The sequence below is a fragment of the Microbacterium sp. PF5 genome (assembly GCF_004794315.1).
GTDB lineage: Bacteria > Actinomycetota > Actinomycetes > Actinomycetales > Microbacteriaceae > Microbacterium > Microbacterium sufflavum.
Window position 1 is genome coordinate 1 of the sequence record NZ_SSDQ01000109.1, and the last position, 19,553, is coordinate 19,553.

General features: G+C 70.7%; 21 protein-coding genes, 1 tRNA gene and 1 pseudogene. 11 read left to right on the top strand and 12 right to left on the bottom strand.

Going from position 1 to position 19,553, the window contains the following annotated elements:
- Positions 1–392 (bottom strand): annotated as a pseudogene (locus tag DW297_RS08785) (HEAT repeat domain-containing protein); the annotation flags it as partial.
- A gap of 91 nt (positions 393–483) precedes the next feature.
- Between DW297_RS08785 and DW297_RS08790 the strand changes: the two are divergent.
- The gene (locus tag DW297_RS08790; RefSeq protein WP_136031445.1) at positions 484–1,065 is read left to right on the top strand and encodes an isochorismatase family protein; all 582 of its coding nucleotides are present in this window, start codon (positions 484–486) and stop codon (positions 1,063–1,065) included.
- Positions 1,062–1,595 carry a DUF1697 domain-containing protein gene (locus tag DW297_RS08795; RefSeq protein WP_136031447.1) on the top strand — a complete coding sequence of 178 codons (534 nt, stop codon included), beginning with the start codon at positions 1,062–1,064 and terminating at the stop codon, positions 1,593–1,595. The genes DW297_RS08790 and DW297_RS08795 overlap by 4 nt, the downstream gene beginning before the upstream one ends.
- A gap of 21 nt (positions 1,596–1,616) precedes the next feature.
- Here the strand turns inward: DW297_RS08795 and DW297_RS08800 are convergent, their stop codons facing one another.
- Positions 1,617–1,859 carry a hypothetical protein gene (locus DW297_RS08800; RefSeq protein WP_136031449.1) on the bottom strand — a complete coding sequence of 81 codons (243 nt, stop codon included), beginning with the start codon at positions 1,857–1,859 and terminating at the stop codon, positions 1,617–1,619.
- A gap of 25 nt (positions 1,860–1,884) precedes the next feature.
- Between DW297_RS08800 and DW297_RS08805 the strand changes: the two genes are divergently transcribed.
- A complete protein-coding gene (locus DW297_RS08805; protein ID WP_136031452.1) occupies positions 1,885–2,403 on the top strand; it encodes a CGNR zinc finger domain-containing protein in 519 nt (172 codons plus the stop codon).
- A gap of 3 nt (positions 2,404–2,406) precedes the next feature.
- Here DW297_RS08805 and DW297_RS08810 read toward each other — a convergent pair whose 3' ends face one another.
- From DW297_RS08810 to DW297_RS08820, 3 genes are all read right to left on the bottom strand, one after another.
- On the bottom strand, positions 2,407–2,952 hold the full coding sequence (locus DW297_RS08810; protein WP_136031454.1) for a type 1 glutamine amidotransferase domain-containing protein: 546 nt from the start codon (positions 2,950–2,952) through the stop codon (positions 2,407–2,409).
- Positions 2,953–3,194: 242 nt separating this feature from the next.
- A tRNA-Lys gene (locus DW297_RS08815) sits at positions 3,195–3,267 on the bottom strand.
- A gap of 131 nt (positions 3,268–3,398) precedes the next feature.
- Complete coding sequence (locus DW297_RS08820) at positions 3,399–4,058, bottom strand: fasciclin domain-containing protein (RefSeq protein WP_136031456.1); 660 nt, start codon at positions 4,056–4,058, stop codon at positions 3,399–3,401.
- A gap of 177 nt (positions 4,059–4,235) precedes the next feature.
- Here DW297_RS08820 and DW297_RS08825 point away from each other — a divergent pair, with 177 nt between their 5' ends.
- The 5 genes from DW297_RS08825 to DW297_RS08845 all read left to right on the top strand — a co-directional run bounded on the left by DW297_RS08825 (position 4,236) and on the right by DW297_RS08845 (position 9,076).
- Positions 4,236–5,948, top strand: coding sequence for a cytochrome c biogenesis protein DipZ (locus tag DW297_RS08825; protein WP_136031458.1), 1,713 nt, complete (start codon positions 4,236–4,238; stop codon positions 5,946–5,948).
- A gap of 31 nt (positions 5,949–5,979) precedes the next feature.
- Positions 5,980–6,582, top strand: coding sequence for an ECF RNA polymerase sigma factor SigK (gene sigK, locus DW297_RS08830; RefSeq protein WP_205812597.1), 603 nt, complete (start codon positions 5,980–5,982; stop codon positions 6,580–6,582).
- On the top strand, positions 6,579–7,367 hold the full coding sequence (locus tag DW297_RS08835; RefSeq protein ID WP_136031460.1) for an anti-sigma factor: 789 nt from the start codon (positions 6,579–6,581) through the stop codon (positions 7,365–7,367). Before sigK ends, DW297_RS08835 begins: the two co-directional genes overlap by 4 nt.
- Before the next feature lie 28 nt (positions 7,368–7,395).
- Positions 7,396–8,025 carry a DNA-directed RNA polymerase subunit beta gene (locus tag DW297_RS08840; RefSeq protein WP_136031462.1) on the top strand — a complete coding sequence of 210 codons (630 nt, stop codon included), beginning with the start codon at positions 7,396–7,398 and terminating at the stop codon, positions 8,023–8,025.
- A gap of 166 nt (positions 8,026–8,191) precedes the next feature.
- Positions 8,192–9,076, top strand: a complete 885-nt coding sequence (locus tag DW297_RS08845; protein WP_136031464.1) for an aminodeoxychorismate lyase — start codon at positions 8,192–8,194, stop codon at positions 9,074–9,076.
- A 60-nt stretch (positions 9,077–9,136) separates the two neighbouring features.
- Here the strand turns inward: DW297_RS08845 and pstB are convergent, their stop codons facing one another.
- The 7 genes from pstB to DW297_RS08880 all read right to left on the bottom strand — a co-directional run bounded on the left by pstB (position 9,137) and on the right by DW297_RS08880 (position 17,290).
- Entirely contained in the window at positions 9,137–9,916 is a 780-nt protein-coding gene (gene pstB, locus DW297_RS08850) for a phosphate ABC transporter ATP-binding protein PstB (protein ID WP_136031466.1), read from the bottom strand.
- A 26-nt stretch (positions 9,917–9,942) separates the two neighbouring features.
- Entirely contained in the window at positions 9,943–11,037 is a 1,095-nt protein-coding gene (gene pstA, locus DW297_RS08855) for a phosphate ABC transporter permease PstA (RefSeq protein WP_136031468.1), read from the bottom strand.
- A gap of 1 nt (position 11,038) precedes the next feature.
- Positions 11,039–12,022, bottom strand: coding sequence for a phosphate ABC transporter permease subunit PstC (pstC, locus tag DW297_RS08860; protein WP_136031470.1), 984 nt, complete (start codon positions 12,020–12,022; stop codon positions 11,039–11,041).
- Between the two features lie 105 nt (positions 12,023–12,127).
- The gene (locus DW297_RS08865; RefSeq protein WP_136031472.1) at positions 12,128–13,231 is read right to left on the bottom strand and encodes a phosphate ABC transporter substrate-binding protein PstS; all 1,104 of its coding nucleotides are present in this window, start codon (positions 13,229–13,231) and stop codon (positions 12,128–12,130) included.
- Between the two features lie 181 nt (positions 13,232–13,412).
- A complete protein-coding gene (locus DW297_RS08870) occupies positions 13,413–14,399 on the bottom strand; it encodes an NUDIX hydrolase (protein WP_136031474.1) in 987 nt (328 codons plus the stop codon).
- Positions 14,396–16,561 (bottom strand): RNA degradosome polyphosphate kinase, encoded by a 2,166-nt coding sequence (locus tag DW297_RS08875; protein ID WP_136031477.1) that lies wholly within the window; start codon positions 16,559–16,561, stop codon positions 14,396–14,398. The genes DW297_RS08870 and DW297_RS08875 overlap by 4 nt, the downstream gene beginning before the upstream one ends.
- A 45-nt stretch (positions 16,562–16,606) precedes the next feature.
- Complete coding sequence (locus DW297_RS08880) at positions 16,607–17,290, bottom strand: winged helix-turn-helix transcriptional regulator (protein WP_136031479.1); 684 nt, start codon at positions 17,288–17,290, stop codon at positions 16,607–16,609.
- A gap of 74 nt (positions 17,291–17,364) precedes the next feature.
- Between DW297_RS08880 and DW297_RS08885 the strand changes: the two genes are divergently transcribed.
- The 3 genes from DW297_RS08885 to ygfZ all read left to right on the top strand — a co-directional run bounded on the left by DW297_RS08885 (position 17,365) and on the right by ygfZ (position 19,543).
- Positions 17,365–17,655, top strand: a complete 291-nt coding sequence (locus DW297_RS08885) for a hypothetical protein (RefSeq protein WP_168387152.1) — start codon at positions 17,365–17,367, stop codon at positions 17,653–17,655.
- A gap of 149 nt (positions 17,656–17,804) precedes the next feature.
- A complete protein-coding gene (locus DW297_RS08890) occupies positions 17,805–18,407 on the top strand; it encodes an FABP family protein (protein WP_136031483.1) in 603 nt (200 codons plus the stop codon).
- 20 nt (positions 18,408–18,427) lie between these two features.
- Positions 18,428–19,543, top strand: a complete 1,116-nt coding sequence (gene ygfZ, locus DW297_RS08895) for a CAF17-like 4Fe-4S cluster assembly/insertion protein YgfZ (protein WP_136031484.1) — start codon at positions 18,428–18,430, stop codon at positions 19,541–19,543.
- Positions 19,544–19,553 lie beyond the last annotated feature (10 nt).

Below are 19,553 nucleotides of genomic sequence, written 5' to 3' on the forward strand. Positions count from 1 at the left end.
ACGAGCCCCGCCGCGGCGCGCCACGCCGCGCGTGCGACCTCGGGGTCGTCGTCGCGCAGCAGCTCGGTCGACACCGCGGGCCAGGCGCGACGGTCGCCGATCTTCGACAGCGTGTGCAGGGCCTGGCTCCTGGCCTGCGCCACGGGTGACCGCAGCTCCGGCAGGAGACGGTCCACGGTCGGCTCAGCGTCGTGTCGGGTGAGTGCCCACGTGAGCATGTCGCGCACGAAGAAGTCGGGCTCCACCGCGCTCTGCTCGACGAGCACGTCGATGTAGCAGGGGTTCGGCATGGTGCCGGCCGTGAGAGCGGCCTGCAGGCGCGCCGAGGACGCGGTCGACTGCAGGGCAGCGCGCAGTCGCGACGCCGGGTCGAGGGGATGCTGTTCGGTCATGGTTGCCTCCGCCGTCCATTCCACACCTTGTCACGATGACAGGGTCAAGCGCTGCCCGGTCGACGGCGCCCGCACGGCGTACCCTCGAGGCATGAGCAGAGCACTCCTCATCGTCGACGTCCAGAACGACTTCACGGAGGGCGGGGCGCTCGCGGTGGAGGGGGGAGACGCGGTCGCCGAGGCCGTCTCCGCCTTTCTCACCGTGCACGCGGCCGACTACGACGTGATCCTCGCCTCCCGCGACTGGCACGATGCGGACGGCGACAACGGCGGACACTTCTCCGGCTCGCCCGACTTCGTCGACACGTGGCCGGCCCATTGCGTCGCGGGCACGGCGGGCGCGGACTACGACCCGCTGCTCGACACGACCGCGGTCACCCACCACGTCCGCAAGGGGCAGGGTGTGCCCGCGTATTCGCTGTTCGAGGGCATCACCGACGACGGCGACACCGCCGGGGCCGTGCTCTCGGCCGCCGGAGTCGTGTCGGCCGATGTCGTCGGCATCGCGACGGACCACTGCGTGCGCGCCTCCGCGCTGGATGCCATCGCGCACGGCGTGCGGGTCCGCGTCCTCACCGACCTGATCGCCGGGGTGGCCGCGCCCTCGAGCGAGGCTGCGCTGGCCGAGCTCGTGCACGCCGGCGCGGTGCTGGCCGAGAGCGGCGACGCGTGAGTCGCAGCGTCCTGCTGCTGCGCGCGGTCAACGTGAGCGGGCGCAACAGCGTGCCGATGGCGCGACTGCGCGAGGTGCTGGAGGAGCGGACGGAGCTCGCCGCCGTGTCGACCTACATCGCCAGCGGCAACATCCTCTGCGCGACGCCCGACGACCCCGAGGCGGCCCGCGCGACCGTGCGCCGCCTGATCGCGGAGGAGTTCGGCGTCGACACGCCCGTCATCCACCGCACGCACGCGGAGCTCGTGGCGACGGAGGCCGCGCAGCCGTTCCCCGACGGCGAGGCGAGGTACGTGCACGCGATGTTCCTGGAGGGGCCGCCCGCGCCGGGTGCGGTCGCGGCGCTCGAGCAGCGACTCGTGCCAGGGGAGCGGATCGCGCTGGTGGGTCAGGACCTGTGGATCGATTACGCCGAGGGCGGCGTGCACTCCACGAAGCTCACCACGAGCGTGCTCAACCGTGCCCTGGGGGTGGCCGGAACCGCCCGCAACCTGCGCACCACGCAGAAGCTCATCGACCTCACGGCCTGAGCGGGGCGGGGCGAGGGGGTCTCATCGCTGGTCGGCGTCGGCGGCGTCGGAGCCGTCGGGAGCTGCGGCGAGGGGGCGGCTCAGCGCGCGCGGCGGGAGGTGCGGATGCGCGGCGACGTCGACCCGGCGCGTGCCGCAGTCGAGGCAGCGCACGTAGAGCACGACGCCCTCGCTGGTGGGGTGCCGCGACTCCACGAGCCAGGCGTGCTCGTGGCGGTCGACGGGCGGGACGAGGGGGACGGGGAGGGTGTCGGCGGCGGTCATGGGACCAGCGTGATGTAATGGTCTTATGCATCTCAACCCTTACGGCGAGTATGCCGTGCTGCTGGCCGCGTCGCTCGCCAACGACTGGCCGGCCGACCGGCAAGGGATCGAGGAGCGCACGCTCGCCCTCGGGATGACGCAGACCTTCCCGCCCGCCGACGGCGACCACGCCGCGGTGCGGGCGGTGATCGACGACTGGCTCTCCATCGTCGATGCGCCCGACCCCGACGAGCGCGCCGCCCTGCTGAACGCGCAGCTCGCCGCCGCCGGCGCCTATCCGCGACTCGTCGACCACGACGACGAGGGGTGGCACCTGCACTACCGCGACGACGTGCGGTCGTTGCCGTTCGTGCTGCGCGCGACCATCAACCTCGGCACCGCGCTGCACCTGGTCACGCGCGGCATGCACCGGCTCGGACGCTGCGAGGCCGCACCCTGCCGCAACGTGGTCGCCGATGTGACGCGCAACGGCCGCCAGCGGTTCTGCTCCGTGAGGTGCGCGAACCGGGCGGCCGTGCGGCGCCATCGGGCGCGCGTCGGGTGAGGGTCAGGCGGTCTGTCCCGCGTGCTTGCCCTCGCCGATCTCCTCGACCAGCTTCGCGTTGAAGGCGGGGAGGTCGTCGGGCGTGCGGCTGGAGACCAGGCCCTCGTCGACCACGACCTCCTCGTCCACCCAGCTCGCGCCCGCGTTGCGCAGGTCGGTCTTCAGGCTGGGGTAGCTCGTGAGGGTGCGGCCGTCGACCACGCCCGCCTCGATCAGGATCCAGGCGCCGTGGCAGATCACCCCGACCGGCTTGTGCTGCTCGAAGAAGGAGCGGGCGAGTGCGATGGACGCCTCGTCCATGCGCAGGTGGTCGGCGTTCACCACGCCGCCCGGGAGGACGAGCGCGTCGAACTGGTCGGCGGAGGCATCGGCCGCGGTCAGGTCGACCGCCTGCTCGTGGCCGTTCTTGCCCGTGATGGCGGCGCCGTCGGGGGCGATCATGGTCGCGCTCGCGCCCTCCGCGGTCACGGCCTCCCACGGGCTGGTCAGCTCGCTGTCCTCGAAGCCGTCGGTCGCCAGGAACGCCACGCGGTTTCCGCTGAGAGTCATCGTCTGTCCTTTCGCTGGGGGAGTCGCCCGGATCCGGGCGCACCATCACCCTCTCTCGTCGGCCAGGAGCGCGGACAGGGGGTGGCCAGGAGGCCGCGCGGATGATACGAGGGCGGGCTCACGCGAGGTCGCGCTGGAGGGAGATGAGCAGGCGATGGCGACCACCCCGGTGCACGCCGCATCGACCCGGCCACGGTCGTGACGCCGCACGCACCCGCAGGGTGGCGACGGAGGAATGACGGTGGGCCCCGTGGGGCTCGAACCCACGACCCGCGGATTAAAAGTCCGATGCTCTGCCAACTGAGCTAGAGGCCCGTGCTCCCAGTCTAGGGCGCACGACGAAGGGCCGTCGGCGCACAGCTCGCCGACGGCCCCTTCACCTTCCCTGACTCCTCCCGATCAGAGAAGGCCGTGTGCCGGTCGGGTCGCCCGGCACCTCCCCGCGCTTACTGCGCCGGGGGCATCAGGACCGAGTCGATCAGGTACACGGTCGCGTTCGCGGTCTGCACGCCGCCGCAGATGACGTTGGCGTCGTTGACCATCCACTGGTCACCGCTGCCGGTCACCTCGAGGTCCGCGCCCTGCACGGTCGTGTGCATGCCGGCGATGTCGGCCGGCTCGATCTGGCCGGGCACCACGTGGTAGGTGAGGATCGACGTCAGCGTCGCGCTGTCGGTCTTCAGGGCCTCGATCGTGGCGGGGTCGATCTTCGCGAACGCGTCGTCGACCGGCGCGAACACGGTGAACTCGTCACCGTTGAGCGTGTCGACCAGGTTCACGTCGGGGTTGAGCTGGCCGCTCACCGCGGCCACCAGCGTGGTCAGCATCGGGTTGTTCGACGCGGCGACCGCGACCGGGTCCTGCGACATGCCCTGGATGGAACCGGCGCCGTCCGGGACCTCTTCGGCGTAGGCCGCGCAGCCCGGGCCCACGAGGTTCGCGGCGGGGTCCATCTCCATCGGCGTCGACTCCGACGTCTCGGGGGCCTTCGGCTCCGACGACTCCTCCGTCGTGCTGCCGCTGCCCATGGAACACGCGGAGAGCAGGAATGCGCTCGCCAGACCCAGGGTGACTGCTGCGGTGACCTTCTTCTTGGTGCTGAACATGTCGAGCTCCTTCGAAACTCCGGCCACGGCCTCTCCGTGGCGTTGACCGGTGTTCGGAACCGTCTCGGGATCGGATGGGACGAATTCGGAAAAAGTTCGCGAATCCTCCCTCGCGGGGTCCGATCCAATCCATTGGGCGGCCCGGAGCGAACAGAGCCTGACAGAAGCGAGGACCTCATGGACCTGATCATCATCGGCCTGCTCGGCGGGCTCATCACCGGCATCTCGCCGTGCATCCTGCCCGTGCTCCCGGTGATCTTCCTCACCGGCGGCGCGCAGTCAGCGGCCTACGACGGAGAGGCGGTGCCCGCCCGGCGAAGCCGCCCGTACTTCGTGATCGCGGGCCTCGTGCTCAGCTTCACGCTGGTGACGCTCGTGGGTTCGCTGATCCTGGGTCTGCTGAACCTGCCGCAGGACATCATCCGCTGGGTGGGCATCGCGGTGCTGGTCGTGATCGGCGTCGGCCTGATCGTGCCGCGGTTCCAGCACCTCCTGGAGCGGCCGTTCCAGCGCTTCGGGCAGCGCGAGGTGAAGAACCGGGGCAACGGCTTCGGTGTCGGACTGGCCCTCGGCGCGGTGTTCGTGCCGTGCGCCGGACCGGTCCTCGCGGCGATCATCGTGGCGGGCTCGACCGGCCAGATCGGCGTGGGCACGGTGCTCCTCACGGTGTCGTTCGCGATCGGCGTGGCCGTCCCGCTGCTGGTGTTCGCGCTCGCGGGTCGCAGCGTGGTGGAGCGCATCCGCGCCTTCCGGTCGAAGGAGCGCGCACTGCGCATCGCCGCCGGCATCGCCATGATCGCACTCGCCGTGGGGCTCGTGTTCAACGTGCCGCAGGCGCTGCAGCGGCTCCTTCCCGACTACACGGCTCCGCTGCAGGAGCAGATCGCCGACTCCGAGCAGGTGCAGGACGCGCTGGACCTCGGTGGCCTGGTCAACGACGAGAACAAGGACCTCGACCAGTGCACGAACGGTGCGACCGAGCTCGAGTCCTGCGGCACTGCCCCGTCGATCAAGGGCATCCAGCAGTGGCTGAACACGCCCGACGGCGAGGCGATCGACCTGAAGGACCTGCGGGGGCAGGTCGTGCTGATCGACTTCTGGGCGTACTCGTGCATCAACTGCCAGCGGTCGATCCCGCACGTGGTGGCCTGGGACGAGGCGTACCGCGACGCCGGACTGCAGGTCATCGGGATCCACTCGCCGGAGTATGCGTTCGAGAAGGATCCGGGCAACGTCGCCGCGGGCGTGCGCGACTTCGGCATCGCGTATCCCGTCGCGCTCGACAACACCCTGTCGACCTGGACGAACTACCGCAACCGTTACTGGCCGGCGCACTACCTGATCGACGCGGACGGCACCGTGCGCCACATCTCCTTCGGCGAGGGCAACTACGCGGCGACCGAGTCGATGATCCGGGAGCTGCTGCAAGACGCGGATCCGGACGTGCAGCTGCCGCCGGCGACGGACGTGAAGGACGAGACGCCGGAGCTCGGCTCGACGACACGGGAGACCTTCCTCGGCTCGTCGAAGGACGTGAACTACGGCGGCGGGGACGAGTACCGCCGCGGTGAGGGCAGCTTCTCGTTCCCGAAGGACCAGCCCGACGACAGCTTCGCGCTGGACGGCGACTGGACGGTCGAGACGCAGTACGTGACCCCGACGAGCGACGACGGACGCATCCGCCTGGAGTATCGCGCGGGCGAGGTGCGGATGGTCGTGGCGGGCTCGGGTGAGGTCGTGGTGCGCGATCAGGACGGTGAGGAGCAGACCATCGCGATCGACGGGACGCCTCGCTCGTACGGCCTGGTCGAGCAGGGCGACATCGCGAAGGGAACGCTCACGCTCGAGGTCCCGGCCGGTGTCGAGGTCTATTCCTTCACATTCGGGTGACGTCTGCGCGGGAACGGGGAGGAGATACGGCATGCTTATGGAGATGGTCATCGACGGGATGGACGTCCCGGAGGACGGGGCAGCGCCGAAGGATGCCGTCGCCGACCTCCTCGTCCGCGTCGCGTCCGGTGATCAGGCTGCCTTCGCCGAGCTGTACGACTCCCTGTCCCCGCGGGTCTTCGGCCTCATCCTCCGCGTGCTGGTCAACCGCGCGCAGAGCGAGGAGGTGCTCCAGGAGGTGTTCCTGGAGATCTGGCAATCCGCTTCGCGGTTCGCTCCGAACAGAGGACAGGGACGAACCTGGGTGATGACCATCGCCCATCGACGGGCCGTCGACCGGGTGCGGGCATCGCAGTCGAGCGCCGACCGCGATGTGCGAGCCGGCTTCAAAGACCTCGGTGTCGCGCACGACAGTGTCGCGGAGCGGGTGGAGCTGGGCATCGAGGGGGAGCGGGTCGTCGCGGCGCTGTCAGGGCTTCCTGACGCGCAGCGGGAGGCGCTCGTCCTGGCCTACTACGGCGGTTACAGTCAGAACGAGATTTCGGCGCTCGTGGGGGCGCCGCTGGGGACGATCAAGACACGGATGAGAGACGGGCTGACCCGTCTCCGCACGGCGATGGGGGTGACGGCATGAACGAGAAGGACTTCGCGGAACTCGCGGCGGGTGCCGCGCTCCACGCGCTGTCCGCCGACGACGAGAACCGGTACCGCCGGGCACTCGTGGAGCATCCGGAGTGGGCGGCCGTCGCAGACGTCGACGCGGACAGCGTCGCGCTGCTGGGTGAGGGCGTGACGCCGGTCGCCCCGCCGCCCGGCGTTCGTGCGGCTCTGCTCGCCCAGATCGCCCAGACGCCGCAGGGCGACACTGCCCCGCACGACACCGACGCGCACGACACCGCGGGGCGCACCCCCGGGGTCGCGTCCGCCGGTGGCCCCGAGGAGCCCGCCGTCCGCAGGCCGCGCCGCTGGACCCGCCTGGCCTTCGCGCTCGCCGCGTGCCTGGCGCTGCTGGTCGGCGTCGGCATCGGAGCGGTGGCGCTCAACGCACAGCTCACCCGTCCCGCCAGCGTCGTGGCGCTGCAGGAGATCGAGGCCGCGGGCGATGCGCAGCAGGCCACGGTCGAGCTCGACGGCGGGGCCACGGCCACCGCCCACTGGTCGGGCTCGGTCGGCAAGGCCGTGCTCGTGACGAACGGTCTGCCCGAGACCGACGCCGGCAAGACGTACGAGCTGTGGTTCGTGCGCGGCGAGGAGCCGATCGCGGCCGGTGTGTTCGACCCGGAGGACGGTGCGGCGACCGCGCTGCTCGAGGGCGAGATGCGGGCGGGTGACGCGATCGCGGTGACCGTGGAGCAGGAGGGCGGCTCGCCGTCCGGGCAGCCCACCACGGATCCGGTCATCGTCATCCCCACGGCCTGAGCCGCGGCGGCGGGCGTACCCTGGAGGGATGCCCGAGCAGCACCACCGGCCCGTGCGCCGCCCCTCCCACGCGTTCGACAACATCGTGGGGTCGAGCGACCCCGCGGAGGAGAGCAGGGTCGCGCACGCCACGGCCTCCGCGCTGCTGACGCGCGTGCGCGAGGACGAGACCGGCGCGAGCGTGGAGCGGCTGATCGCGTTCACGCGCGAGCACGGCATCGACGAGATCGCGGAGCTGTGGTCCACCGCGCCGTCGCGCACGCTGCCGGGCTCGCTGTGGCGCCTGTACGTGCTGCAGCTCGCGATCCACGGCGACCCGCGCACCGCCGCGCTCCTGTACGACCGGGGGCGCGTCGAGCTGCCCTCCGCCGACGCCGTGGTGGCGGGTGCCCCGGTGCCGGCGAGCCCGGACGAGCTGGTCGCGCTGATCGACACGATCCTGCGCGGCGCCTTCCGGGGCGATTTCGCGGTGGCGCTCGACCGGGCGGCGGCGTTCTGCCGCGTGCAGGCCTCGGGCGCGACGCACACCGCGGACGACTACGAGGTGACGGAGCCGGAGCGCGCGAGCGAGCTGACCACGCGGGCGCTGCGGTTGAGCACGTATGCGCAGGACCTCTCGGCCTCGGCCGCGCTGTGGCGCATGGGCGCGCTGGCCTGACAGCGCCGCGGCCGGCGCCCGGACAGAGAAAGACCGGGCCGCAAGAACGCCTCTCGGCGGAAGGCCGCTCGCAGCGGCGAAAATTGGAGCCCGGGGTTATGCGGCCCGGCCACTCCAGTGTAACGCGAGCGCGCGACAGGTATTCCCGGCGTTCTAGGCTCGTGGCATGACCCGACGCTTCGCCCTCATGCTCGACCCCGTCGCCGCCGACGAGCAGCGCGACGACTACACCGGCACGTTCCCGCAGGTCGACGCCACGGCTCCGGCCCTGAGCGTCGGCGAGCTGAGCACCCAGCGGGGGGACGGCGTGTTCGAGTCGATCGGCGTCGTCGACGGTCATGCGCAGGAGGTCGTGCCGCACCTGGAGCGACTGGCACACTCCGCGCGACTGTGCGACCTCCCCGAGCCGAACCTCGAGCAGTGGCGGCAGGCGGTGCAGCGGGCCGCGGCGCAGCTCGGCGCGGGGGAGTCGGTCATCAAGCTGATCCTCAGTCGCGGCGTGGAGCACGGACCCACACCCACCGCCTGGGTCACGGCCGCTCCCGCCGCGGACTTCTCCGCCGTGCGCCGCGACGGCGTGAAGGTGGTCACGCTCGACCGCGGGTACGACCTCGGTGCCGCCGAGCGGGCGCCGTGGCTGCTGCTGGGCGCCAAGACCCTGTCGTACGCGGTGAACATGGCGGCGCTGCGCGAGGCCAAGCGGCGCGGGGCCGACGACGCGGTGTTCCTCTCGAGCGACGGCTTCGTGCTGGAGGCGCCGACGGCCTCGCTCCTCCTGCGCTTCGGCGACCGGTTCACGACCCCGGCGCCGAACGGCGGGATCCTGCACGGCACCACACAGCTCAGCGTGTACGACCACCTCAGCGCGCGCGGGTTCGAGGTCGGCTACGACCGCATCCCCGCGGGCGACCTCACCCGGGCCGATGCGGCGTGGCTGGTGTCGAGCGTGCGTCTCGCGGCGGCCATCACCGCGGTCGACGGTGTGCCGCTGCCGGTGGATGCCGCGCTCACGGACGAGCTCAACGCGTACCTGCTCTCGCCGCGCGACTGAGGCCGCAGACACGGAAGGGCCCGGGTGCCGTCGCACCCGGGCCCTTGTCGTACCGGCGGTTCAGCCGAAGCGGCCGGAGACGTAGTCCTCCGTCGCCTGCACCGACGGCGTGGTGAAGATCGACGTCGTGTCGTCGTACTCGATGAGCTTGCCGGGCTTGCCGGTGCCGGCGATGTTGAAGAACGCCGTCTTGTCCGAGACACGGCTCGCCTGCTGCATGTTGTGGGTCACGATCACGATCGTGAACTCGTTCTTGAGCTCGCCGATCAGCTCCTCGATCGCGTACGTCGAGATGGGGTCGAGCGCCGAGCACGGCTCGTCCATCAGCAGCACCTCGGGCGACACCGCGATCGCGCGGGCGATGCACAGACGCTGCTGCTGACCGCCGGAGAGGCCGGAGCCGGGGCGGTCGAGCCGGTCCTTGACCTCGTTCCAGAGGTTCGCGCCGGTGAGCGACTTCTCGACCAGGTCGTCCTGGTCGCTCTTGGACATGCGGCTGTTGTTGAGCTTGACGCCCGCGAGCACGTTCTCCTTGATCGACATCGTGGGGAACGGGTTGGGGCGCTGGAACACCATGCCCACCTGGCGGCGCACGAGCACCGGGTCGACGCCGGCGCCGTACAGGTCCTTGCCGTCGAGCAGCACCTCCCCTTCGACGCGGGCGCCGGGGATGACCTCGTGCATGCGGTTGAGGGTGCGCAGGAACGTGGACTTGCCACAGCCGGAGGGGCCGATGAACGCCGTCACGCTGCGCGGCTGGATGTCGAGGGAGACGCCTTCGACGGCGAGGAAGTTGCCGTAGTAGACGTTGAGGTCGTTGACTTCGATGCTCTTGGACACGGGGTTTCCTGTTCTGAGGTTCGGGCTCAGCGGCCGGAGAGTTTCGGGGCGAACCACTTCGCGATCAGACGCGCGAGGAGGTTCAGCACCATGACGATGAGGATGAGGGTGAGGGCGGCGGCCCAGGCGCGCGCGACAGCGGCGTCGGGGTTGGTGCCCTGGTTCATGTACTGGTTGTAGGCGAACACCGGCAGGGTCATCATCTGACCGTCGAAGATGTTCGTGTTGAGGCTCTGCGTGAAGCCGGCGGTCAGCAGCAGCGGGGCGGTCTCACCGATCACGCGGGAGATCGCGAGCATGACCGAGGTCATGATGCCGGCGATGGAGGTGGGCAGCACGACCTTGAGGATCGTCAGCCACTTCGGCACGCCCAGCGCGTAGGAGGCCTCACGCAGTTCGTTCGGGACGATGCGCAGCAGTTCCTCGCTGCCGCGGACGACGACCGGGGTCATCAGCACGGCGAGGGCGAGCGCGCCCATGAAGCCCATCGAGATGCCCGGTCGCAGCAGCAGCGCGAACACGGCGTAGATGAACAGACCGGCGACGATCGACGGGATGCCCGTCATCACGTCGACGAAGAACGTGATGGCCTTCGCGATCTTCCCGCGCCCGTACTCGACCAGGTAGATCGAGGTCATGAGCCCGATCGGGACCGAGATGATCGTGGCCGTCAGGGTGATCAGCACGGTGCCCCAGATGGCGTGCACGATGCCGCCGCCGTCGCCGACCACGTTGCGCATGGAGTAGCTGAAGAACTCGGCGTCGAAGCGTTCGATGCCGTTCGCCACCACGGTCCACAGCAGCGACACCAGCGGCAGCAGCGCGATCAGGAAGGCGGTGGCGACGAGGGCCGTCATGAGCCGGTCCACGGCCTTGCGGCGGCTCTCGGCGATCGACGAGATCACCGTGATGATCACCATGTAGAGCAGGATGCCGACGATCACGGTGCCCGCGATGTTGAAGTCGGCGAGCGGCGTGTCCGACCCCGCGGCGGCGACGCCGAACACGGCCGCGGAGACCGCGAACGAGACGCCGAGCAGAGCCCACGGCGCCCACTTCGGGAGGCGGCCGGAGGTGAGGGAGGCGCTCGGCGTCGTGGGAGCGCTGGTGAGGACGGTCATGTCAGTTCGCTCCAGAGAACTCGGCGCGGCGGGCGACGATCCAGCGCGCCACGGCGTTGACCGCGAAGGTCACGACGAAGAGGATGAGGCCGGTCGCGATGAGCGTGTTGACGCCCGTGCCGTGCGCCTCGGGGAAGGCGAGGGCGATGTTCGCGGGGATCGGCGTGGGGTTCGTGGCGGTGAGCACCAGGAAGCTCACGACCGCCGAGGGGGAGAGCACCATGGTCACGGCCATGGTCTCGCCCAGGGCCCGCCCGAGCGCGAGCATCGCGGCGGAGACCATGCCGCCGCGGGCGAAGGGCAGCACGGCCATGCGCACCATCTCCCAGCGGGTGGCGCCGAGGGCCAGGGCGGCCTCCTCGTGCAGCTTCGGCGTCTGCAGGAAGACCTCGCGGCAGATGGCGGTCATGATCGGGATGCACATCACGGCGAGGACGAGGGCCGCGGTGAGGATGGTCTTGCCCGTGGCGGAGACCTGACCGCCGAAGAAGGGCACCCAGGAGGCGTTGTCGTTCAGCCAGACGTAGATCGGCTGGAGCAGCGGGGCGAGCACGAGTCCGCCCCACAGGCCGAACACCACGGACGGCACGGCCGCGAGCAGGTCGATGATGTAGCCGAGCACGGCCGCGAGTCGGCGGTGCGCGTAGTGCGAGATGAACAGCGCGATACCGATGGCGATGGGGGCCGCGATGATCAGGGCGATGAACGAAGCCCACAGCGTGCCGAAGACGAGCGGCCAGACATAGGCCCAGAAGGATTCGCCGCGCAGGATGTGGTTGTCGGTGGTGTCGAGCTGGAAGGCCGGAAGGCTCTGGATGATGAGGAACGCGGCGACGAGGGCGAGCACGACGAGGATGATGATCCCCGCTCCGAGTGCGGTGCCGGAGAACACCCGGTCACCGAGTCGCTGCTTGGCCTTGATCGGTGCGGGCGGCGCCGGGGTCGGTGCCGGTGCCGTGGTGGGCTCCTGCGCGGTCGTGCTCATGATCTCCCTGTTTCGGGCCGGGTGGAGATGGATCGGGTGCTGACCCGGCGGAGCCCCCGCGTCCGTGTCGGGACGCGGGGGCACCGTGTCAGCGGATCGGCGGGATCAGCCGACCTGGATCAGGTCGATCGCGGCCTGGACCTGCTCGCGCAGGCCGTCCGAGATCGGGGCGCTGCCGGCGTTCTCCGCGGCGGCGTCCTGGCCCTCGGCGCTCGCGATGTACGTGAAGTAGGCCTTCACGAGCTCCGCGACGTTGCTGTCCTCGTACTGCTCGCAGCCGATGAGGTAGCTGACCAGGGCGATCGGGTAGGCGCCGTCCGCGGCGGAGGCCGGGTCGACGTCGAAGACGAGGTCGCCCTCGCCGCGGCCCTCGGCGAGCGGCGAGGCCTCGACGAGCTTCGCTGCGGCCTCGGCAGAGTAGGGCACGAACTCCTCGCCGACGCCCACGGCGACCTGGCCGAGGCCGTCCGCCTGCGAGGCGTCGAGGAAGCCGATGGCACCGTTGCCGGCGGTGATGGCCTGCTTCACGCCCGAGGTGCCCTGAGCGGCCTCGCCGCCCTGGATCGGCCACTCGTCCGAGACCTCGTAGGTCCACACGTCGGGAGCGGTCGCGCTGAGGTACTTCGCGAAGGTCTCCTGCGTGCCGGAGGGGTCGGAGCGGTGCACGGGCGAGATCGCCAGGTCGGGCAACTCGACGCCCTCGTTGAGAGCGGCGATCGCGGCGTCGTTCCAGTTGGTGATGGTGCCGGCGAAGATGCCCGCGATGGTCGCGGCGTCGAGGTTCAGGGTGTCGATGCCCTCGAGGTTGAACGCGACCGCGACGGGCGAGATGTAGAGCGGGACCTCGACGATGTCGTCGGTCGTGCAGGCGCCGAAGCCGCCGGCGGCGATCTCCTCGTCGTTGAACGCGCGGTCGGAGCCGATGAAGTTGCTGCCGCCCTCGAGGAAGTTCTCGCGGCCCGTGCCGGAGCCGGTGGGCTCGTAGTTGACGGTCACGTCGGGGTTGGCGGTCTGGAACGCGGCGACCCAGGCCTCCTGGGCTGCGGTCTGGGAGGACGCGCCGGTCGCGTCGATCGTGCCGGAGAGCGTGGACTCGCTGGGCTCGTCGGTGGAGCCGCCGGTGCCGCCTTCGTTCGCGGCACAGCCGGCGAGTGCGAGAGCGGCGACGGCGCCGATGGCGCCGATTCGTGCGATTCGGGAGATCTTCACTGTGGATCCTTCGATCGTGGAGGGTTGGGGCCCGGTGCAGGGCACACAGTGACGCTAGGGGCGACGGTTAACGAGACTCTCCCTCGCAGGTGAACGGCAGGTGAACGACCGGAGACGCTCTGGGGGCGATCCCAGGCGCCGTGCGGGCTCGAGCCCCCTCGTTCGCGGGTCCGCCGACGGGTCAGACCTTCGGAGCGTGCGTCTCGATCGAGATGATCCCGGAGCCGGGATTCGTGGCGGACACGTGCACGACGGAGAACGCGCCGGTCTCCAGATCGGCGGCGCTGCTCACGTACGAGCCGCGCACGGTGCCGGTGGCGAGGGCGATCTCGGCGAGCAGAGCGGGCAGCACGGGGCCGTGGCTGCACAGCACGGCGGGCTTGCCGGAGCGGATGCGGCGCCCGACGACCGAGCGGAGGTCTGCGGTGCCGTCCTCCCACGCGTCCTGACTGATCTTCTCCGTCTTCACCGGCTTGCGGTCCAGGGCCTTCGCCAGCGGGGCGACCGTCTGCACGCAGCGCACCGCGTCGCTCGTGATGAGCTTGCGCACGCCGAACGCGCGGAGCGGACCCACGATCGCCTTGGCCTGGCGTCGGCCGCGTTCGGTGAGCGGCCGCGCGGAGTCCGCGCCGTCCCACTCCGAGCGGGGGAGGGCCTTCGCGTGTCGGAGCGCGATCACCGGGAAGGTGCGCAGGACGCCGTCATCGACGAGGGCCGCGAACGCGTCGAGGATCTCGTGGTCGACCGGGTAGCTGAGCGCGGCGCGGGCCTTCTTGACGCTGACCCACTCGAGCGCGGCGATCTCCCGGTTGGGCACGAACGTGGACGCCCGGATGGCCTCGTCGGTCGCCTCGGCCGCCCAGTAGTGCACGACCTTCTGCTTGCGTGAGGCGAGCAGGTAGCGGCTCACCCCCACGGGGACGCCGAGGGCGACGCGGATGCCCGTCTCCTCGTGCACCTCGCGCACGGCCGTCTCCGCGAGCATCTCACCGGGGTCGACCTTGCCCTTGGGGAGCGTGACGTCGCGGTACTTCGTGCGGTGGATCAGCAGGATGCGCAGCTTGCCGTCGACCAGGCGCCACACCACGGCACCCGCGGCGTACACGGCCTTGTCCGCCCACTTGGAGCGGGCGATGTCCTCGGGGAGCTGGAGCTGCCGCGCCGTCATCGGACCGCCCGCGCCCGCCGGCGCCGCTGGATCATGCCCATAGTCTTGTCCTGCAGGTCGACCAGCGGCCTGCCGTCCGCGTTCACGGCGTGGCGCTCCCAGACGCCGTCGGCGCCGAGGTGCCACGACGACGTGCCATCGTCCATCGCGAGGTCGAAGAACGCCGTGAGCTCCTTGAGGTGCGCGGGGTCGGTCACGCGCACGAGCGCCTCGACGCGACGGTCGAGGTTGCGGTGCATCATGTCGGCGCTGCCGATGTAGACCTGCGGGTCGCCGCCGTTCTCGAACGCGAAGATGCGCGAGTGCTCCAGGTAGCGGCCGAGGATGCTGCGGACGGTGATGTTGTCGCTGATGCCCTCGAGGTCGGTGCGCAGGCTGCAGATGCCCCGCACCCACACGTCGACCTTCACGCCTGCGGCGCTGGCGCGGTACAGGGCGTCGATGATCTCCTCGTCCACCATCGAGTTCACCTTGATGCGGATGTGTGCGGGCACGCCCGCCTCGGCGTTGCGGCGCTCGGCGTCGATCAGGCGGATGAGGCCCTTGCGCAGGTGCAGCGGTGCGACCAGGAGGCGCTTGAACTTCTTCTCGATCGCGTAGCCGCTGAGCTCGTTGAACAGCCGGGTCAGGTCCTTGCCGACCTGGGCGTCGGCGGTGAACAGGCCGAAGTCCTCGTAGATGCGGCTGGTCTTGGGGTTGTAGTTGCCCGTGCCGACGTGGGAGTAGTGCCGCAGCAGGCCGTCCTCCTCGCGGATCACGAGCGCGAGCTTGCAGTGCGTCTTGAGGCCGACCAGCCCATAGACCACGTGCACGCCGGCCTTCTCCAGCTTGCGTGCCCACACGATGTTGTTCGCCTCGTCGAACCGCGCCTTCACCTCGACCAGGGCGAGCACCTGCTTGCCGGCCTCGGCGGCGTCGATGAGTGCCTGCACGACGGGGCTGTCGCCCGAGGTGCGGTACAGCGTCTGCTTGATCGCGAGCACGTGCGGGTCTCGCGCCGCCTGCTCCAGGAACGCCTGCACGCTGGTCGTGAACGACTCGTAGGGGTGGTGCACGAGCACGTCGGACTTGCGGATGGCCTTGAAGATGTCGGCCCGGTTGCTCGATCCCGCCGGCTGGAACGCCACCGCGGTCGTGGGCAGGTGCGGCGGGTAGCGCAGGTCGGGACGGTCGATGCGTGACAGGTCGAACAGGCCGCGCAGGTCGAGCGGTCCGGGAAGGCGGTAGACCTCCAGATCGGTGATGTCGAGCTCGCGCACGAGCAGGTCCATCGTGACGTCGTCCATGTCGTCGGTGATCTCGAGGCGGATGGGCGGGCCGAACCGGCGGCGCAGCAGCTCCGCCTCCAGCGCCTGGATGAGGTTCTCGCTCTCGTCCTCCTCGATCTCCACGTCCTCGTTGCGGGTGAGGCGGAACGCGTGGTGGTCGAGCACCTCCATCCCGGGGAACAGGTCACCGAGGTGGTTGGCGATCAGCTCTTCCAGGCGCAGGAAGCGCTTGATCTCCCCGGTGGACGGCACCTCGACGAAGCGCGGCAGCATCGGCGGCACCTTGAGACGGGCGAACTCCTGACGGCCCGTGCGGGCGTTGCGGATGCGGATCGCGAGGTTCAGCGACAGCCCGGAGATGTAGGGGAACGGGTGAGCGGGGTCGACCGCCAGCGGCATGAGCACGGGGAAGACCTGCGCGCCGAAGTAGTCGGACAGCGCGCTGCGCTCCTCGTCGGTGAGGTCGGACCACTCGGTGATCTCGATGCCGGAGTCGGCGAGGGCGGGACGCACCAGGTTGGTCCACGCGGCCGCGTGCCGCAGCTGCAGCGCGTGTGCTTCGCGCGAGATGTCGGCCAGGGCGTCGACGGGGGAGCGGCCGATGTTGGTCGGCACCGCGAGGCCGGTCATGATGCGGCGCTTGAGGCCGGCGACGCGCACCATGAAGAACTCGTCGAGGTTGCTCGCGAAGATCGCCAGGAAGTTCGCGCGCTCCAGCTCGGGCAGCGTCGGATCCTCGGCGAGCTCGAGCACACGCTGGTTGAACGCGAGCCAGCTCAGCTCGCGGTCCAGGTACCGGTGGTCGGGCAGTTGCGAGTCCGGGGACTCCACGGCATCGAAGTCGTCGTCTTCGGCGTCACCGAGGCCGGCGTCGGCGAGTGCGGGATCGATCATGGGGTACATCTAAGCACCGGGAGGTGTCGGGCGTGTGAACGCCGGTCACCCCGTGCCGACGAGGCTCTCGTCGTCGTACACGTTGAAGCGGTACCCGACGTTGCGGACCGTGCCGATGATCTGCTCCTGGTCGCCGAGCTTCGCCCTGAGCCGTCGCACGTGCACGTCGACCGTGCGGGTGCCGCCGAAGTAGTCGTAGCCCCATACCTCGCTGAGCAGCTGCTCGCGCGTGAACACTCGCGACGGGTGCGTGGCCAGGAAGTGCAGGAGCTGGAACTCCTTGTAGGTGAGGTCGAGGGGCTTGCCGTGCAGCTTGGCCGAGTACGACTGCTCGTCGATCGTGACGCCGGAGGCCTGCACGCGCGCGGGCTCGGACACCTCGTCGCGGCGGGCGATGGCGAGCCGGACGCGGGCGTCGATCTCGGCGGGGCCGGCCGTCGCGAGCAGCACGTCGTCGATGCCCCAGTCGCCGGAGAGCGCGCTCATGCCGCCCTCCGTGACGACGAGGAGGAGCGGGGCCTGCTGGCCGGTGGCGCGCAGCAGCCGGCACAGCGACTTCGCTCCGACCAGGTCGTGGCGGCCGTCGACCACCGCCACGTCGTACTCCGGAGCGTTCACGAGCTGCGCCGGTTCGGCCGGGATCTGGCGGGTGCGATGGCTGAGCAGCTCCAGCGCGGGAAGCACCTGCTCCGAGAGGGGAGCGTTGGTCAGAACCAGCACCAGGGCCACGCGCACTCCTCACCGGCGGGGGGTTCGACGCCGTGCCGCCATGATAGCGGCCGTGGATGCGCAAGAATGGAGACATGTCAGAACCCGCCCTCGCTCCGCGCAACGCCTTCACCGGCGTGATCGTGGTGTGGGCGGTGGCCTTCGTCGGCACGATCCTGATCGGCATCTTCGCTGCGGAGGAGTGGCGCATCCCCTGGATGCTCGTCGGGTTCGGTGCCGTCGTCCTGATCTCCTTCGCGGTGCAGCTCTGGTACGGCCGCACGCAGGGGTTCATCTTCCGCGTGGCGAGCAGCGTCACCGGCGCCCTGCTGCTGATGGGGGTCATCTCGGTCGGGTTCGGGCTGGCGGCGCTCATCCCGTCCTGACGCCGATCCGGCGCGGTATGGTGGATCCATGGACATCATGGCGCTCGAAATCTTCTTCATCGGCCTCCTGGGCCTCGCGAGCCTGGCGATCGTCTTCGTGTCGGCCGTGGTGCTGCGCAACCTCTTCCGCGGTCAGCGCTGACGAGATCGTGATCGAGCTCCCGACCGACCTTCCCGCCGATCTCGTTCCGCTCTCGTGGCTGATCGGGGTCTGGGAGGGCACCGGCGTGATCGAGTACCCGGTCGGCGAGGAGCGTCTGCAGGGCGAGTTCACCCACCGCGTCAGCTTCAGCCATGACGGTGGCCCCTTCCTCAACTACGCCGCGACCGCCACCTTCACCGGCGAAGACCAGTCGGCGTCGATTCCCCTGACCGCCGAGTCCGGCTTCTGGCGCCTGGCGCGCCCGGCTGCCGCATCCGATGCGGGCCCCGCGCTGCTGCCGCCGACCGTCGCGCCGGTCGTCCGCACGGTCGACGACGTGGAGGAGCTCCGCGGACCGAACGGCGCGTTCCCGCTCGAGGTCTCGATCGCCCGCTCCGACGGCATGCTCGAGTTCTACCTCGGCGAGATCAACGGCCCGCGCGTCGACCTGGCGTCCGACGCGATCGTGCGCGGAGCGGGGACGAAGGAGTACGGCTCGGCCTCGCGCATGTACGGTCTGGTCGACGGCCACCTGCTGTGGGCCTGGGACATCGCCGCGCTCGGCACACCGCTGCGCGCGCACGCCTCGGCCCGCCTCGCGCGGGTGTGAACGGAGAGGGGCGAGCAGGCATGGGCGGGTTCGACGAGCGGAACGGGGCCGTCCTCGGCGACGGGGGCGTGGCGCACTTCGGCGATCCCTTCCGTGAGCAGCGCTGGCTGGCGGCGGGCGAGGCGCTGGTCCCGCTGGACGACCGCGCCGTCATCGAAGTGGCGGGCCCCGAGCGTCTCGGCTGGCTCGACTCCATCACGTCGCAGGCCGTCGGGCGACTCGCGCCGGGCGAGAGCACGGAGCTGCTGGTGCTCGATCCCCAGGGGCGGGTGGAGCACGCCGCCGGTGTCGTCGACGACGGCTCCGCGACCTGGCTCATCGTCGATGCGGCCGACGCGGAGGCACTGGCGGGCTGGCTCACCCGCATGAAGTTCCGCACCCAGGCCACGGTCGAGGTGCGCGACGACGTGGCGCTGGTGGGCTTCGTCGACGGGGGCGCCGCATCCGAGCGGATCCGCGCCGTCGACGGCGCCCTCGTGTGGGCGGACCCCTGGCAGCGCGTCGGCGCGGGCGGGTATCAGTACGCCGCGACCACCGAGCACCCCGGGGCCGAGCTGGCCTGGCGCATCGCCATCGTCCCGAGCGGCAGCGTGCCCGCGCTCGCCGCGACCCTCGACGACGGCGAGGTCGCCGGACTGCTGGCCGCGGAGGCTCTGCGCATCGCCGCGTGGCGACCGCGGTGGGCGTCCGAGGTCGATGAGCGGTCGCTGCCGCACGAGTCCGACTGGCTGCGCAGCGCGGTGCACCTCGACAAGGGCTGCTACCGCGGGCAGGAGACCGTGTCGAAGGTGCACAACCTCGGTCATCCGCCTCGGCGGCTCGCCGCGCTGCACCTCGACGGCAGCGACGCAGTGCTCCCCGAGCCCGGCGCTCCGGTCTTCGCGGGCGACGACGAGGTGGGGCACATCACCTCGGTCGCGCGACACCACGAGGAGGGCCCCATCGCGCTCGCGATCCTGTCGCGCCGGGCCCCGGTCGGGGATCTGGTCGTGCGCTCCGAGGGCGTCGACATCGCGGCGTCGCAGCAGGTCATCGTCCCCGCAGACGCGGGCGCCACGGCGGAGGTGCCCCGCCTGACGCGGCTGTCGCGCCGCCCGACCGCGCCGGACCCGCGCCGCACCTCGCCGTCCGCCTGAGCGGGCGTCC